The sequence below is a fragment of the Pseudomonas sp. PDM18 genome (genome assembly GCF_014852585.1).
Taxonomy (GTDB): domain Bacteria; phylum Pseudomonadota; class Gammaproteobacteria; order Pseudomonadales; family Pseudomonadaceae; genus Pseudomonas.
Genome location: NZ_JACVBX010000003.1, coordinates 321400 through 336835, shown reverse-complemented (window position 1 = coordinate 336835; position 15436 = coordinate 321400). Strand labels below are relative to the sequence as shown.

The 15436-nt window shown below is 65.3% G+C and carries 12 protein-coding genes; 2 read left to right on the top strand and 10 right to left on the bottom strand.

Translation table 11 applies throughout. From position 1 onward, the window contains the following. Positions 1–106 precede the first annotated feature (106 nt). Positions 107–4309, bottom strand: coding sequence for an EAL domain-containing protein (locus tag IB274_RS09500; protein ID WP_412548415.1), 4203 nt, complete (start codon positions 4307–4309; stop codon positions 107–109). Positions 4310–4690: 381 nt separating this feature from the next. Here IB274_RS09500 and ettA point away from each other — a divergent pair, with 381 nt between their 5' ends. Beyond that, positions 4691–6355: an energy-dependent translational throttle protein EttA gene (ettA, locus tag IB274_RS09495; protein ID WP_192431709.1), complete on the top strand. Its 1665-nt coding sequence runs from the start codon at positions 4691–4693 to the stop codon at positions 6353–6355. A 60-nt stretch (positions 6356–6415) separates the two neighbouring features. Here ettA and IB274_RS09490 read toward each other — a convergent pair whose 3' ends face one another. Further along, the gene (locus IB274_RS09490; RefSeq protein ID WP_225614760.1) at positions 6416–6712 is read right to left on the bottom strand and encodes a hypothetical protein; all 297 of its coding nucleotides are present in this window, start codon (positions 6710–6712) and stop codon (positions 6416–6418) included. Positions 6713–6930: 218 nt separating this feature from the next. Here IB274_RS09490 and gdhA point away from each other — a divergent pair, with 218 nt between their 5' ends. Beyond that, the gene (gene gdhA / locus IB274_RS09485; RefSeq protein ID WP_192431708.1) at positions 6931–8265 is read left to right on the top strand and encodes an NADP-specific glutamate dehydrogenase; all 1335 of its coding nucleotides are present in this window, start codon (positions 6931–6933) and stop codon (positions 8263–8265) included. A gap of 160 nt (positions 8266–8425) precedes the next feature. Here gdhA and IB274_RS09480 read toward each other — a convergent pair whose 3' ends face one another. The 8 genes from IB274_RS09480 to IB274_RS09445 form a co-directional block, all read right to left on the bottom strand. Next, the gene (locus IB274_RS09480) at positions 8426–9457 is read right to left on the bottom strand and encodes a cytochrome-c peroxidase (protein ID WP_192431707.1); all 1032 of its coding nucleotides are present in this window, start codon (positions 9455–9457) and stop codon (positions 8426–8428) included. A 128-nt stretch (positions 9458–9585) separates the two neighbouring features. Further along, the gene (locus IB274_RS09475; RefSeq protein WP_192431706.1) at positions 9586–9945 is read right to left on the bottom strand and encodes a hypothetical protein; all 360 of its coding nucleotides are present in this window, start codon (positions 9943–9945) and stop codon (positions 9586–9588) included. A gap of 102 nt (positions 9946–10047) precedes the next feature. After that, positions 10048–11073, bottom strand: coding sequence for an RNA 3'-terminal phosphate cyclase (rtcA, locus tag IB274_RS09470; protein ID WP_192431705.1), 1026 nt, complete (start codon positions 11071–11073; stop codon positions 10048–10050). Continuing rightward, complete coding sequence (locus IB274_RS09465; protein WP_192431704.1) at positions 11070–11870, bottom strand: nucleotidyltransferase domain-containing protein; 801 nt, start codon at positions 11868–11870, stop codon at positions 11070–11072. Before IB274_RS09465 ends, rtcA begins: the two co-directional genes overlap by 4 nt. Positions 11871–11888: 18 nt before the next feature. Next, entirely contained in the window at positions 11889–12467 is a 579-nt protein-coding gene (locus IB274_RS09460; RefSeq protein ID WP_192431804.1) for a hypothetical protein, read from the bottom strand. Positions 12468–12476: 9 nt separating this feature from the next. Continuing rightward, positions 12477–13703 carry an RtcB family protein gene (locus tag IB274_RS09455; RefSeq protein ID WP_192431703.1) on the bottom strand — a complete coding sequence of 409 codons (1227 nt, stop codon included), beginning with the start codon at positions 13701–13703 and terminating at the stop codon, positions 12477–12479. Further along, on the bottom strand, positions 13700–14098 hold the full coding sequence (locus tag IB274_RS29940; RefSeq protein WP_192431702.1) for a zinc-ribbon domain containing protein: 399 nt from the start codon (positions 14096–14098) through the stop codon (positions 13700–13702). Before IB274_RS29940 ends, IB274_RS09455 begins: the two co-directional genes overlap by 4 nt. Positions 14099–14129: 31 nt before the next feature. After that, positions 14130–15272 (bottom strand): slipin family protein, encoded by a 1143-nt coding sequence (locus tag IB274_RS09445; protein ID WP_192431701.1) that lies wholly within the window; start codon positions 15270–15272, stop codon positions 14130–14132. Between the last annotated feature and the right edge of the window lie 164 nt (positions 15273–15436).

Here is a 15436-nt window from a genome sequence, read left to right as displayed (position 1 = left end):
GAAAGGCGGTCATGTGCCTGACAAGCGGGGTTCAAGGCCAGCAAGTGCGCGGAGTTGGGGACGGTCCGGCGACCGATACGTGGTTTTCGGTTCCCTGTAGCAGGGATCAGCCCAGCAGGAATATCGCGTTGCTGGCGAACAGCGCGGCGAACTGGTCCGCCGGCACCGGACGGCCGAAGAGGAAGCCCTGCACCTCGTCGCAGCCGTGTTGACGGAGGAACTCCAACTGCTCGTAACTCTCCACGCCCTCGGCGATCACCATCAGGTTCAGGCTGTGGGCCATGGCGATGATGGCACGGGCGATCTGCGCGTCCTGCTCGCCGTGGGGCAGGCCGTCGACGAAGCTGCGGTCGATCTTCAGCACGTCGATGGGGAACTGCTTCAGGTAGTTGAGCGAGGAGTAGCCGGTGCCAAAGTCGTCCACCGCAATCGCCAGGCCGAGGCGCTTGAGGCCCTGAAGTATCTGCATCGCCTGGGAAACGTCGCTCATCAGGATGCTTTCGGTCAGTTCCAGCTCCAGGCACGCCGGGGCGATGCCGGTGTCCTCGAGGATGCCGGCGATGCGCTCGCCCAACTGGCCGTCGGCGAACTGCCGGGCCGAAAGGTTCACGGAAATCTTCGGCACCCGCACCTTGTCGCGGTGCCAGGCACGCAGCTGCAGGCAGGCCTGCTCCAGCAGCCAGTCGCCGACCTGGGCGACCAGGCCGAGTTCTTCCAGCACGGGGATGAACTCCGCCGGTGGGATCAGCCCGCGCTTGGGGTGCTGCCAGCGCAGCAGTGCCTCGGCGCCAGTCAGGCGGCGGCCGTCGCCGGTGAACTGTGGCTGGTAGTGCAGGACGAACTCGTGCAACTCGATGGCGCGGCGCAGGTCGCTTTCCAGCTCCAGGCGCTCCAGGGCGCGGGCGTTCATCTCGGCCTGGTAGAACTGGAAGTTGTTCTTGCCCATCTCCTTGGCGTGGTACATCGCCGTGTCGGCGTTCTTCATCAATTGGCTGAGCTCGGCGCCGTCCTGCGGCGAGAGCGCCACGCCGATACTGGCGGTGACGAAAAATTCGCGGCCTTCCAGGGTGAAGGGGCGGGCGAGGCTGGAGAGGATCTGCTCGGCGACCTGGATTGCCTGGCGCAGCGCCTTCTCACGATTCTTCTGGCCGGGTAGCAGCAGGGTGAACTCGTCGCCGCCCATGCGCGCCACGGTGTCGTCGTCGCTCACGCAAAGGCTCAGGCGCTCGGCCACTTCCTTGAGCATGCGGTCGCCCGCGGCGTGGCCGAGCGAGTCGTTGATCGGCTTGAAGCGGTCGAGGTCGAGGAACATCAGCACTACCCACTGCTGGTGCCGTTCGGCCTGCAGCAGGGCGGTGTGCAGGCGGTCCTGGAACAGCGTGCGGTTGGGCAGGTGGGTCAGGGCGTCGTAGTAGGCGAGACGGTGGATGCGCCGTTCGCTGGCCTTGCGCTCGCTGATGTCGCTGAAGAAGCAGACGAAGCTGACCAGGTCGCCTTCCTCGTCATGCACCGCGGTGATGCCGACCCAGCTCGGGTACAGCTCGCCGTTCTTGCGCTTCTGCAGGATCTCGCCTTCCCAGCTGCCGCTCTTGAGCAGGCTTTCCATCACGTGCTTGAGCTGGTTGGCTTCCTGGCGGTCGGCGGTGAGCAGGCGCGGCAGTTGGTCCAGCACTTCCTCGGCGGAGTAGCCGGTCAGGCGGCTGAAGGAGTCGTTGATCTGCACGATGTAGCCGGCCGGGTCGGTGACCATGATCGCCGCCGTGGAGTGCTCGAATACCGTCGCCGCCATGCGCATCTCGCGCTCGGCCCGGCGCTGCTGGCTGATGTCGCGGGCGACGCCGAGCAAGCCTTCGAAGCGGCCGTGGTCGTCCCACATCAGGGCGATGCGCAGCTCCACCGGAATCTTGTGGCCGTCGGCGTGCAGGCAGTCGAGGCTGAACAGCTGTGGCTCGGCGTTCTCGCGAAGTTCGGCCAGGCGCTTGGGCTCGCCGATGGCGCCCTGCACGCGGTTCAGCAGTTCATCCAGTCGCTCCAGCTGCGCGGGATTGGCGGCTACCTGCTGGAAACCGTTGGACAGCACCCACTCCGGGCTGTAGCCAAACACCTGCTGGATCGACGGGCTGATGTAGTTGAGCTTGACCTGGGCGTCGGTGGAGAGGATCACGTCGCTGATGCTCTCGGCGAGCATGCGGTAGCGGCGGCCGCTCTCACGCAGGGAGTTGTGCGCCTCCACCGTGTCGGTGATGTCCTTGGCCACGCCGATCAGTCGCGCCACGCGGCCGGAAGCGTCGCGAGTGAAGGCTTGCTCGCGGATGTCGAACCAGTGCCAGGTGCCGTCGCGGTGGCGCCAGCGCAGCTGGCTGTCCAGCAGCAGGCCGTCGCCCACCACCTGTTGCAGGTTGCGCACGCGCCAGTAGTACTCGACGTCGTCGGGGTGCAGCACCTTTTCCCAGAAACGCTCGCCCATCTCGCGCAGCTCGTCGCTGTCGTAGCCGAGCTGGTGGCCGAGGTTGTGGTTGCTGAAGATCACCCGGCGCGCGGCAATGTCGTGGATATAGAGGGTGTCGGGCACCGCGCGCACCGCGTCGGACCAGAACTTCTCGCGCTCGATCAGTGACAGCTCGACCTGCTTGCGGCTGGTGATGTCCGACAGGCTCAGGGTGACGGCGTGGAAGTCCTGGATCATCTCCGGCACGCGCAATTGCAGCCACAGGTGGCGTTGCTCGCCCTGGCGGGTATGGATGCAGGCTTCCAGCTCGACCATGCCGTGGCCGTGCAGCACGGCTTCGAGGACCTTGCTGCGCACGCCGTCCGGACGCATGCCGGCGCTGCCGACGAGAATCTGCCAGGCCTGCTCGGTGGTGCCCACGCCCATCAGGCGCTTGGCGACATTGTTGATCTCGGTGATGCGCACCTGGCGCAGCAGCCAGGGCAGGCGGTCGGGTTGCGAGGCGATCCAGTCGCGCAGGTCGCTCTGGCGACGCAGGTTGAGGTCCACCAGGCTCTGGCGCAGGGCAGAGAGATCGAGCACACAGAGCGCGACGCCGACGCCGTCGAAGATGTCCTGGTAGCGCCGGCGGGTCTCTTCCAGAATGTGCAGCGCCTGCTGTTCCTCGGTGACGTCGCGCAGCACCCAGACCTGACCACCCTGGGGCAGGTTGCCGCGCAGCACCCAGGTCTGTTCCGGCGACAGCGGGCTATCGTCCAGGGAATGGTGACTGACGGCGAACAACCGGGCTTGGCCGGTATCGTTGACGCGCACCAGTTCCGAGCCATTTTCCGCCACGGCATCGCTGCCATGCAGCAAACCGCCCAGGCCGGGCAGCAGCTCCAGCAGATGATGCTCGCCAGCCTTGTCTGCGGTGATACCGAACAGTTGCTCGGCCTGCGCATTGAGGTAGGCGAGGCGACCGTCGGCGCGGGTTACCAGCACCCGCTCGTCGATCGCGCCGAGGGCCTGCGCGGCCTGGCGCAGGCTTTGCTGCGACTCCACGGTCAATGCGCGCAGGTTCTGCTGTTCGCGTTGCAGGCGCAGCAGGGCGGCGCCTGCGATGCCCGCCAGCAACAGCAGCAGTGCCAGCTCGCCGCCCAGGCGCGGCAGGAGGGTGGCGCGGATCTGCCGGTCATCGAATTGCGGGCGCAACTGCCAATCGGTGTTCTGGATGTCCAGGCCGTCCAGGCTCTGCGCCTGTTCCAGCGGCGAGGCGGCGGACAGCGGGCCGGGGCGATAGCCGCTGGAGCGGCCGATGACCTTCTGCTGGACATCGTCGACCAGGATCCAGCCCGGCGACTCGGGGTGGATCTGCTGCGCCCAGCCCTGGCGGGCGATCTTTTCGTCGAGACGGATGACACTGTCGCCTTCGCCCGCCTCGGTGGCCTTCAGCCAGACGTAGAAATGGCCGCCGTTTTCCTCGCTGAACGCATAGTGATAGCTCTGCTGCGCGCTACGCTGGCGCAAGGTTCTGATGAACGCCGCATCCTTGATGCCGCTGGCGGTGTCTCGCACGGGCCAGCCGTCGGCGTCCAGGCGGGCCAGGCTGTGGAAGGACGGGTAGATGTGCTTCAGGCCGGTAATCAGCGGCGCGTGCATGTCACCGGGGGCGCGGTCCTGTTCCTGCTGCAGCAGGGCCTGGGCTGCCACGGCCTTGAGCTCCAGGGTCAGCGCGATTCGCTGCGCCATCTGTTCGCCGTGCAGCACCACCCGCTCACGCTCGAAGCGCTCCTGGCTGCGGAGTTCCTGGTGCAACTGCCAGCCCAGCAGGCCGAGCATGAACAGCACCAGTAGCACCAGCGCGGTCCGGCTCGCCACGCGGCCAGGCCTGGCCAGGGCGTCCGGAGGAGTACGGGGGAAAATAGACAAGGACTTAAGGACCTGGGGCGATACGGCTGAATTCGGCGCAGGCTAGGATGCCCGGAAAGGCGGCGAAGTGCCAGTATGGCCGACGAGCGTCGTTTGCCCTTCCTGGCTCATTCCGGTAGCTTTGCCGCACGCGCGCGTGGTGTGGGTTGCATAAAGTACATCCGCGCAGAGTCCCGCGCGAAGGGCCGTCCATCGGCCGTTCGCGCCCGCCGGCAGCCCGCTCGCAAGCGTTCGAGCGCTGCCGCTCCGGCCAGTGAGCCGGCGTCCCGGAACCTGCCGTCGTCCGTTCCGGCCATCCCGATCACAATTCATCCCAGAAGTCAGGTATCCATGGCTCAATACGTCTACACCATGCACCGGGTCGGCAAGGTCGTGCCGCCCAAGCGTGAAATCCTCAAGAACATCTCCCTGTCGTTCTTCCCCGGCGCCAAGATCGGCGTACTCGGCCTGAACGGCGCGGGTAAATCCACCCTGCTGCGCATCATGGCCGGCGTCGACACCGAGATCGAAGGTGAAGCCCGCCCGATGCCGGGCATCAATGTCGGTTACCTGCCGCAGGAGCCGCGCCTTGACCCGCAGGCCACCGTGCGTGAGATCGTCGAAGAGGCCGTCGGCCAGATCAAGGCTGCCCAGGCGCGCCTGGACGAGGTCTACGCCGCCTACGCCGAGCCGGACGCCGACTTCGACGCCCTGGCCGCCGAGCAGGCCAAGCTGGAGGCCATCCTCCAGGCTTCCGACGGCCACAACCTCGAGCGTCAGCTGGAAGTCGCCGCCGACGCCCTGCGTCTGCCGGCCTGGGACGCCAAGATCGAGCACCTCTCCGGTGGTGAGAAGCGCCGCGTGGCCCTGTGCCGCCTGCTGCTGTCCGCCCCCGACATGCTGCTGCTGGACGAACCGACCAACCACCTGGACGCCGACTCCGTCGCCTGGCTGGAACACTTCCTCCACGACTTCCCGGGCACCGTGGTAGCGATCACCCACGACCGTTACTTCCTCGACAACGTCGCCGGCTGGATTCTCGAGCTGGACCGTGGCCAGGGTATTCCGTTCGAAGGCAACTACTCCGGCTGGCTGGAATCCAAGGCCAACCGCCTGGCTCAGGAAGCCAAGCAGGAAGCCTCCCACGCCAAGGCCATGAAGGCCGAACTGGAATGGGTTCGCCAGGGCGCCAAGGCTCGCCAGTCGAAGTCCAAGGCTCGTCTGCAGCGTTTCGAGGAACTGCAATCGCAGGAATTCCAGAAGCGCAGCGAGACCAACGAGATCTACATCCCGGCCGGTCCGCGCCTGGGCGACAAGGTCATCGAGCTGCACAACGTCACCAAGGGCTACGGCGAGCGCGTGCTGATCGACAACCTGTCGCTGAGCATTCCCAAGGGCGCCATCGTCGGCGTGATCGGCGGCAACGGCGCGGGTAAATCCACCCTGTTCCGCATGCTGACCGGCAAGGAGCAACCGGACTCGGGCAGCATCGAGATCGGCGAAACCGTGCAGATCGCCAGCGTCGACCAGAGCCGCGAAGTCCTCGAAGGCAACAAGACCGTCTGGGAACAGGTGTCCGACGGCTTCGAGCAGATCAAGATCGGTAACTACGAAGTCCCGTCGCGCAGCTACGTCGGCCGCTTCAACTTCAAGGGCGGCGACCAGCAGAAGTTCGTCAAGGACCTCTCCGGTGGTGAGCGTGGCCGTCTGCACCTGGCCCTGACCCTGAAGCAGGGCGGCAACGTGCTGCTGCTCGACGAACCGTCCAACGACCTCGACGTGGAAACCCTGCGTGCGCTGGAAGAAGCGCTGCTGGACTTCCCCGGCGCCGCCATCGTGATTTCCCACGATCGCTGGTTCCTGGACCGCATCGCGACTCACATCCTCTCCTACGAGGACGACGGCAAGGTGGTCTTCTTCGAAGGCAACTACACCGAGTTCGAAGCCGATCGCAAGAAACGCTTGGGCGACGCTGCCTCGCAGCCGCACCGCGTGCGTTACAAGAAGCTGGCGTAAGCCGCTTCGCAGGGAAAACGGGGCCTTCGGGCCCCGTTTTTTTTCGCAACTCCTTGAGTATCAGCGGCTGCGCTTGAGGTCGTCCAGGGCGCGGCGCTGTTCCTCCAGCTGGCGCTGCAGTGTGTCTATTTGCCGCGCCTGATCCTGCAGGGTGCGTTGCTGGTCTTCCAGCTGGCGCGACATGCGCTCCAGGTCATCGGTGCTGAACTTCGACTTGTGGATCACTTCGCTGTCGAATGTATCCGCCACCACCAGTGCGCCGGATTCGGTGAAGTTGCCCAGTTTCATGGCCCCATGGGCGGGCAGGGCGAGAGTGCAGGTGAGGGCGGCGAGAAGCGCGAGCGGGCGTGCGAGCATCGTGGGCGTCCTGGAGGCATGAGTTGTTGGGTGCAACTGGATATTGATTTTGTATACAACAATCTGCTTTTCTGCCGGTCTGGCAGACGTGGAATTTATATTTTTTGCACCATAAAGATTCATAAAAGCGTCACGCTGCACTATCTCGGGGCGGCGTGGATTGTTAGAGTCTGCCGGCAAAAAAAGCATCACATAATCAGAAAAGTACCGGTGTAGACATGACGCAATCCGTTGACTCGTTCCTCGAGCGCCTCAAGCGGCGCGACCCCGATCAGCCCGAATTCCACCAGGCGGTGGAAGAGGTGCTGCGCTCCCTCTGGCCCTTCCTCGAAGCCAATCCGCACTACCTGCAGGCCGGCATCGTCGAACGCATCGTCGAGCCCGAACGCGCGATCCTGTTCCGCGTGCCGTGGGTGGATGATGCGGGACGAGTGCGGGTCAACCGCGGTTTCCGCATCCAGATGAGCAGCGCCATCGGCCCGTACAAGGGCGGCCTGCGCTTCCACCCCTCGGTGAACCTGGGCGTGCTGAAGTTCCTGGCCTTCGAGCAGGTCTTCAAGAACTCCCTGACCTCGCTGCCCATGGGCGGCGGCAAGGGCGGCTCGGACTTCGATCCCAAGGGCAAGAGCGACGCCGAAGTCATGCGCTTCTGCCAGTCGTTCATGAGCGAGCTGTTCCGCCACGTCGGCGCTGACCTCGACGTGCCGGCCGGCGACATCGGCGTGGGCGCCCGCGAGATCGGCTACCTGTTCGGCCAGTACAAGCGCCTGTCCAACGAGTTCACTTCGGTGCTGACCGGCAAGGGCATGTCCTACGGCGGCAGCCTGATCCGCCCGGAAGCCACCGGCTACGGCTGCGTGTACTTCGCCCAGGAGATGCTCAAGGCCCGCGAAAGCGGCTTCGACGGCCAGCGTGTGGCCATCTCCGGCTCCGGCAACGTGGCCCAGTACGCCGCGCAGAAGGTCATGGAACTGGGCGGCAAGGTGATCTCGCTGTCCGATTCCGAAGGCACTCTGTTCTTCGAGGCCGGCCTGACCCTGGAACAGTGGGAGGCCGTGATGGAGCTGAAGAACGTCCGTCGCGGCCGTCTCAGCGAAATGACCGGCCCCGGCCTGCGCTTCATTGCCGGTGAGCGCCCCTGGTCGCTGGCCTGCGATATCGCGCTGCCCTGCGCTACCCAGAACGAGCTGGATGCCAACGACGCGCGCACCCTGCTGGCCAACGGCTGCATCTGCGTGGCCGAAGGCGCGAACATGCCGTCGACCCTGGAGGCTGTGGATATCTTCATCGACGCCGGCATCCTCTACGCACCGGGCAAGGCTTCCAACGCCGGCGGCGTCGCCACCAGCGGCCTGGAGATGAGCCAGAACGCCATGCGCCTGCTGTGGACCGCCGGTGAAGTGGACCAGCGCCTGCACGGCATCATGCAGAACATCCACCATGCCTGCGTCGCCTACGGCGAGGAAAATGGCCGGATCAACTACGTGAAGGGCGCGAACATCGCCGGCTTCGTCAAGGTCGCCGATGCGATGCTGGCCCAGGGCGTGGTCTGATCGCTCCCTGTAAATGAAAGACGGGCCCGATGGGCCCGTTTTTCTTTGTGGCTCGTGCAGGCTTTTCGTAGGAGCGAGCTTGCTCGCGAATCGGTCTGGCTCTCCTGCTCGGCTCGATCGCGAGCAAGGCTGGGTGCCCCTCGGTCCTACAGGCCTGTCGTTAATCCACCGGTTTGGGCGTGGTCGCAGTGCTCGGCGGCAGCAGCGGGTATTCCACCTTCGGCTGCTTGCCGGTGGCGGTCTTGAGGAAGGCGACGATGTCGCCGACTTCCTCGGCGTTCAACTGTTTGCCCAGCTGCGCGGTACCCATGATTGCCACTGCTTCCTCCAGGTCCCAGACCTGCCCGCTGTGGAAGTACGGTGCGGTTAGAGCGATGTTGCGCAGGGGCGCGGCGCGGAACACGTACTGGTCGTTCTGCGTCTTGGTCACTTCGAAGCGGCCCTTGTCGCCGGTGGGCAGAATCTTGCCGTCGGGCTTCTTCACCAGGCCGAACGGGAAGTAGGCCTGGCCGCCCATGTTCACGCCGTTGTGGCAACTGATGCAGCCCGAACTCATGAAGGTCTGCAGGCCCTTTTTCTCCTTGGCATCAAGGGCATTGTCATCGCCCTTGAGGTAGAGGTCGAAGCGCGAGTCCGGGGTGATCAGGGTCGACTCGAAGGCCTGCAGCGCGCGGGCCATGTTGTCGAAGCTGACCGGTTGCTTGTCGCTGGGGAAGGCCTTTTCGAAGGAGGCGACGTACTCCGGCATGCTGCGCAGCGTGGCCTCGACGTTCTTAGGCGTGTTGTGCATCTCCACCGGGTTCTGCACCGGGCCCTTGGCCTGTTCCTCCAGATCCTTGGCGCGGCCATCCCAGAACTGCGCGACGTTGAATACCGCGTTGAAAACGGTGGGCGAGTTGCGCGCACCTTTCTGCCAGGCGTGGCCGCTGGAAGCGGGCACGTTGTCGGCGCCGCCAGTGCCGATGTTGTGGCAGGTGTTGCAACTGATCACATGGCTGGCGGACAGGCGTGGCTCGAAGAACAGTTGCCGGCCCAGTTCAACCTGGTTGGGGTCGAGCTTGTCGCTGGCCTGCTCGGGGATCGGTTTGAAGATGCTGTTGGCTTGGTCGCGCAGGGTGTCGGCATCGGCGTGGGCTGCCGCCGTGCTCACGGCCAGCAGCAGGCTGCCCAGGGCCAGTTTGATGGGCTGCATGTGGAGTCTCCTTGTCTCAGGCTTTGGTTTCTTTCTTCTGAGTTCAAGGAGAGGGCAGCGGGAGGATTGGCGGCTTGACCGAAATCAAGCGGGTGCTCCGGCGTGGGTGTGGATGGTTGCCGCAGCGATCAGTTGCCGCGCAGGGCGCGGGATAGCGCGCGGTCTTTCTGTTGTTCCCAGTCGCGGTCCCGGTCGCTGTTGCGCTGTTCTTCGTACTGCTGGCGCTCCTGGCTCACGCGCATGGCCTGGCATTGCTGGAAGCCGTCGTTCCAGCCCAGGGCGTATTTCGGCTCGCCGAGGTAGCGCGGCACGTTCTTGCGGAATTCGCCGGTGATGGCTCCGGCCGCCTGGCGACCGCTGCCGCAGCCGTCGTCATAGCCGTCGGCATAGGCGGGCGGGTAGCCCTGGGCGATGAGAGTTTCGTGGGTGGTTTCGCAGCCGGCGAGCAGCGCGGCGCAGAGCAGGACGAGGGCGGCGCGGTGCGCCATGGAGACTCCCGTGTGCCGATAGGGCGGGCACACACGCCGGAAGATGAGGCGCCACTCTGGGTGACGTGGCGCCAATCTAGCCAGCGGCTCGTGAGGAAAGCGTCAAGCCGGCGTGATGCGGATGTGCTGGCCAGCTGCCGGCCTCGTCGCGCAATCGATCCGAACCGTTAGGAAAGCTTCGATCACCGCGCGATTGCTCAGCAGATGATCGCTCAGCGTCGACGTGGTGAAACTGCCGCCGCCGGCCAATGCCATGGGCAGCAACAACTGGTCGGCAAGGTGTTCGTCGACGCTGGTGCCGCTGCGGCGCCAATCATCGGCCTGGCGCAGCGCCTGGCTGGCGACGCGCTCGGCGCTGACACCGGATTGACCGAAGGCGCAGAACACCAGAGTCAATTGCTCGCACTCGATTTCCAGCAGCAACGCGTTGCCCGGGCCCTGGTCTTCCGGAAGACGGACGACCTGAGCGGAGGCTGCGTGCCAGTCCTGATGTCGCTTCACCTTCTCCAGCTCGCGGTCACCCACATGGCCGGGAATGGCCGCCAGCAGGGCGCGGGCCGAACGCGAAAGCACGGCGCCGGCTTCCGGCAGATGCAGTGGCTGCAACTCGCCAGGCTCCACTTTTACCCGCAGTTCGCCACCGCCCGCCGGCATGAAGCCATGGCGCAGCAGCTCGAAGTCGACCTTCGCGCCCATGCGCCGCAGCAACGGCAGCCAGCTGCGCTGGATGAAGTCCGCAGGCGGCGCCAGCGGGTTATGCGTGCCGCCGCTGATTGTCAGGTTGCTCGGCCCGTCGGCGAACAGCAGGGCCGGAAGAAGCGTCTGCAGCACCAGTACGGCGCTGCCCGCGCTGCCGATGGCGAAGCGGTAGTCGCCGCCGCGAATCGCGCCGGGGCGGAAGCTCAGGCTGCGCGAACCCAGCTCGTCGCCTTCCACTTCCGCGCCGCAGATTTCCGCCGCCGCGCGCACGGCCGTCAGGTGCTGGCGCAGCAGCCCCGGCCGCGAGCGGCGGCCACGGATGTTGACGATGTGCAGCGCCTTGCCAGTGATCATCGACAGGCTCAGCGCGCTGCGCAGTATCTGGCCGCCACCTTCGGCGCCGTCGAGTTCGATCAGGTGTCTGTTCATCTGGCGTATTTCCTCACTTGCTCGCGCAGGAAACGGTCCAGGCGCTCCGTGTCGTGGCAGCCGCCTCGGCTTGCGCCGAGGGTTTCTGCGCGTTGCAGCTCATCCTCGATCAGCCGGTGCAGGGCCGGGCGCGCCGGGCCGTACTCGGCCTCGACCGCCTGGCGCTTGAGCACCAGCAGTTCCTCGACTTCGGCGTGCTGCTCGGCGTCGTCGAGGGTCGCTGCCATCAGTGTCTCGAAGACCATCGGCGGCATGCCGAGGCCCTGGTCGATCCAGCGCACCGCCAGCAGCGGGCGCAGCACGTAGAGATACTTCTTGTAGCGAACCTCTTCGCCCTGCAGATAGCCGCGGAAGTTCTTCTTTGCCATCGACAGGTAGTGCGCCCTTGCGGCGGCGGGCGAGTAGAAGTCCTGCGCCAGCTGGCGCAGGCCTTCGGTCGCTGCTGGTTCGCTGCGGTACACCAGCGGCGAGTCCAGCCACTCCAGCAGCGTCGGGTTGGATTTACGCAGCAGCCGCAGCGTCTTGCGCAGTTCCCAGCCGCTGAGGTCCAGTTCGTCGGTCAGCGGGCGCTCCAGCACGTCGCGCGGCTCTTCTACGCGCAGGTACCAGTCCGGCTGGTGCACGTAGACGAAGCGCACGTCGTAGTCGCTGTCCGGTGAGGCGAAGCCCCAGGCGCGGCTGCCGGATTCGCATGCGTAGAGCACGGTCACGCCGCGCTCCTGTTCCAGTCTTGCCAGTTCTTCCAGTACCCGTTCGCGCATGGCGGCGGGGAGTGGATGGCGCTCGTCCCTGTTCATCGGGTGTTCCTTGTTCTTTCAGTCCGTCGCGCTGGCGGCCAGCGCGGACAATGTTCGTCGTCGCGGGTTGTACAGGGTGAGGCACCAGATGCCCCACCACTCCTTGCCGTCGTCGAAGTAGATGCTCCAGTTGCTGCGGTGCGGTTCGGCATCGCCGTCGCCAACCCAGTCGAGCACCTGCAGGCCTTCGTCCGGATACAGCCGCAGTGCCTGCAGCCATTCGCGGAAGTCCGCGACCTGCAGCTGGGTGCCATAGGGCGGATCGCGGAAGGCGCGGCACAGCGGGCCGTCGTCGCGGTTCAGCTCGCGTATTTCCTCGATGCCGAGCGCCTGCGGGCGGGCCTGGGCCAGGTCCGGCGTCAGGTCTGCCCACTTGTGGTTGGCGTACTGCGGGTGGTGGGCGATGACTTCCGCCTGCCACTTGCGCGCGCGTTCCTGGATGGAATCGAACAGCAGCTGCAACGCCAGGCGATGTTCCACCTCGCCGGGCGTGGCGGTCGGGTCGAGTGTCAGCACACGGAAGTCGAAGACGCAGCGCTCCTGTTCCAGGCGGCTGCGCAGGGCCTGTATGCGCTGGTTTTCCATGGGTTGCAGCATGTCTTCACTTCATCCTTTCACGCACACCACCTGGCGCAGGGTATGCAGCACTTCCACCAGCTCGCGCTGGGCGTCCATCACGGCGTCGATGTCCTTGTAGGCCATCGGGATCTCGTCGATCACGTCGGCGTCCTTGCGGCATTCGACGTGGGCGGTGGCGCGTACCTGGTCCTCGACGCTGAACAGCTTCTTAGCCTTGGTGCGGCTCATGGTCCGCCCGGCGCCGTGGCTGCACGAGCAGAACGCCTCTTCATTGCCCAAGCCGCGGACGATGAAGCTCTTCGCACCCATCGATCCCGGAATGATGCCCAGCTGACCCTTCTGCGCAGACACCGCGCCTTTGCGCGTCACCAGAACCTCTTCGCCGAAGTGGCGTTCCTTCTGTACGTAGTTGTGGTGGCAGTTCACCGCTTCCAGGCTCGCTTCGAACGGCTTGCGGATGATCTGCCGCGCCGCCGCGATCACCGAGTGCATCATCAGCTCACGGTTCTGCCGGGCGAAGTCCTGGGCCCAGCCCACGGCTTCCACGTAGTCGTCGAAGTGCTGGCTGCCTTCCTCGAAGTAGGCCAGGTCACGGTCTGGCAGGTTGGCGATGTGCTGGCGCATATCGGCCTGGGCCAGTTCGATGAACAGGTTGCCGATGGCATTACCCACACCACGCGAACCGCTGTGCAGCATGAACCAGACGCGGTTGGCCTCGTCGAGGCAGACCTCGATAAAGTGGTTGCCGGTACCGAGGGTTCCCAGGTGCTTGCGGTTGTTGGTTTTCTCCAGTTTCGGATGCTTGTCGGTAATCACCTTGAAGCGGCCGGCCAGCGCGCGCCACGCGTCGTCGGCGTGCTCGGGCACGTTTTCCCAGGCGCCTTTGTCGCGGCCTGCCCGGGTGTTGCTGCGGCCGTGGGGTACGGCTTTCTCGATGGCAGTCCGCAGGCCGTGCAGGTTGTCCGGCAGGTCCGCGGCCATCAGCGAGGTGCGCGCCGCAATCATTCCGCAGCCGATATCCACGCCCACGGCCGCCGGGATGATGGCGCCTTTGGTGGGAATCACGCTGCCGATGGTCGACCCCTTGCCCAGGTGCACGTCCGGCATCACGGCCAGGTGCTTGAAGATGAAAGGCATCTTCGCGGTGTTCATCAGTTGCTGCCTGGCGTCGTCTTCCACCGGCACGCCCTGGGTCCAGAGCTTGATCGGTTTGCCGTTGGCGACTTCCAGCAGTTGGAAGGTCTTGGTGCTCATGTTTCGACTCTCTTCATTTGCTTGGCGGGCTGGCCGGCAGCGGGTTGTGCCCGGCCATCGCGAATTCGTTTGTTCAATCGACAGGCGCGGCAGCGTATCGCCGTGGAAAACACCTGTCCCTTACAGTCTTCGTACCACCACTTCTGCTGGGCGGCGGTCCAGGTCTGCTCGGCGCCGCAGTCGTGGCAGGTGAAATCCCGGTCCTCGTACCAGCCACGGCGCACGAACAACGGGTCGCCGTAGCTGTTGTAAGGCGCCAGGTTCGAGCGGTTGACAGGGACGCTGCCGGGCGGAGCGACCTGGCCCGAAGGATGCCAGGCTGGCGCGGCCTTCTTCGCCTTGCGTTGCTCGCGCGCCTGGCGGATTTCCCGGCGGCGTTGCTTGTTGCTCTTCACCGTGCTGTCTCCTGCGCCGGGCTGGCCTGTGTCAGGCCTGCTTCAGCGTTACCAGTCCATTCAATACCTGATCCAGGCCGCCGAATACCGAGATGCGGTCGATTCGTTCGGCTACCCGCTCCAGGGTTTCCAGTTCCTTCAGGCGCAGGGCAGTGGGGTTGTCCTCCATCACCTTGGCTGTGTTCAGCAGCGAGCGGGTCGCCGAGGTTTCTTCGCGACGACGGATCACGTTCGCCTGCGCGGCCTTCTCCGCTTCCACAACCTGGGCCAGCAGGGTCTTCATCTCGCCCGGCAGGATGATGTCGCGTACGCCCAGGCCGCTGACCTCGATGCCGGTGCCCGGCAGGCGCTCCTTCAGGTAGGCGCTGACCGAGTCGTCGATGAGCTGCTTGTTTTCCAGGAGCTCATCCAGCGAGCGGGTGCCCACCGCCGCGCGCAGGCCGAATTGCAGCTCGCGGTAGAGGTGTTCCAGCGGCTTGGACAGGCTGGAAAACGCCGTCAGCACATCGCTGTAACGCCAGTTGGCGGCCAGGTTCAGGCGCAGGCTCACCTTGTCGCGGGTGAGGATTTCCTGGCCGCTGACTTCCAGCGCCTGGATCCGCGTATCGATCAGCTCCACGCTGACCTGGCGGTTGTAGCGCCAGAAACCGTACTGGCCTGCCGGCAGCAAATCGATCACCGCGCCGTCGACCTTCAGCACGCCGACCTGGTAAGCCGGTACCAGATTCACCAGCAGCGCCTCGACGCCGACCACGCTGCGACCGCGCAGGTTGCCCTGCATCTGCTGCAACAGCGCCGGAGCCACGCGGTACTCCTGGCTCAGGTCGATGCGCTCCAGGCGCTGGTCGGTCTGGCCTTTCCAGTACAGCCGGCGGCTGCCCGGCGCGAGGATTTCTGCGAGCACGCCGTCCTCGAAGCGCAGGCCGGCCTCGTTCTCGGCCAGGTCCATGCGGGTAAAGTAGCGTTCGACCAGCGCCGGTTCGGACTGGCGCAGGTAACCGGCCAGGCGGTGCTCGAACAACGGGGTGTTCAGGCTGAAGGTTTCCACGCTCAGGCGGTTGTACAGGTCCAGGTGGCGGTGGATGCCCGGCTCGAGGATCGCCAGGAAATCGCCCTCGGAGTACAGCAGGCCGCGTTCGTTCTTCTTCACGGTAAAGCGCTTCAGCAGTTTCATCTCTCTTCCTTCTTCTGTTGTGCGTGCTTCTTGTTGTGCTGGGTGCCGGTGTCCGCCAGCCCGTCGGGTGGCGAGGCGGGGCCTGCGAGAGCCAGGTGCTGCGGACTGCCTGTCCATTGCGCCGAATCCATCGGCCAGCACTTGTCTTGTCGCGGGCCCGGTCC

Coding starts and splice junctions, on each gene's coding strand:
- IB274_RS09455 (WP_192431703.1), bottom strand. CDS start 13,703: ATGAGCACCAAGACCTTCCAACTGCTGGAAGTCGCCAACGGCAAACCG.
- rtcA (WP_192431705.1), bottom strand. CDS start 11,073: ATGAACAGACACCTGATCGAACTCGACGGCGCCGAAGGTGGCGGCCAG.
- IB274_RS09465 (WP_192431704.1), bottom strand. CDS start 11,870: ATGAACAGGGACGAGCGCCATCCACTCCCCGCCGCCATGCGCGAACGG.
- IB274_RS09480 (WP_192431707.1), bottom strand. CDS start 9,457: ATGCAGCCCATCAAACTGGCCCTGGGCAGCCTGCTGCTGGCCGTGAGC.
- IB274_RS09445 (WP_192431701.1), bottom strand. CDS start 15,272: ATGAAACTGCTGAAGCGCTTTACCGTGAAGAAGAACGAACGCGGCCTG.
- IB274_RS09460 (WP_192431804.1), bottom strand. CDS start 12,467: ATGCTGCAACCCATGGAAAACCAGCGCATACAGGCCCTGCGCAGCCGC.
- IB274_RS09490 (WP_225614760.1), bottom strand. CDS start 6,712: ATGCTCGCACGCCCGCTCGCGCTTCTCGCCGCCCTCACCTGCACTCTC.
- IB274_RS09475 (WP_192431706.1), bottom strand. CDS start 9,945: ATGGCGCACCGCGCCGCCCTCGTCCTGCTCTGCGCCGCGCTGCTCGCC.
- ettA (WP_192431709.1), top strand. CDS start 4,691: ATGGCTCAATACGTCTACACCATGCACCGGGTCGGCAAGGTCGTGCCG.
- gdhA (WP_192431708.1), top strand. CDS start 6,931: ATGACGCAATCCGTTGACTCGTTCCTCGAGCGCCTCAAGCGGCGCGAC.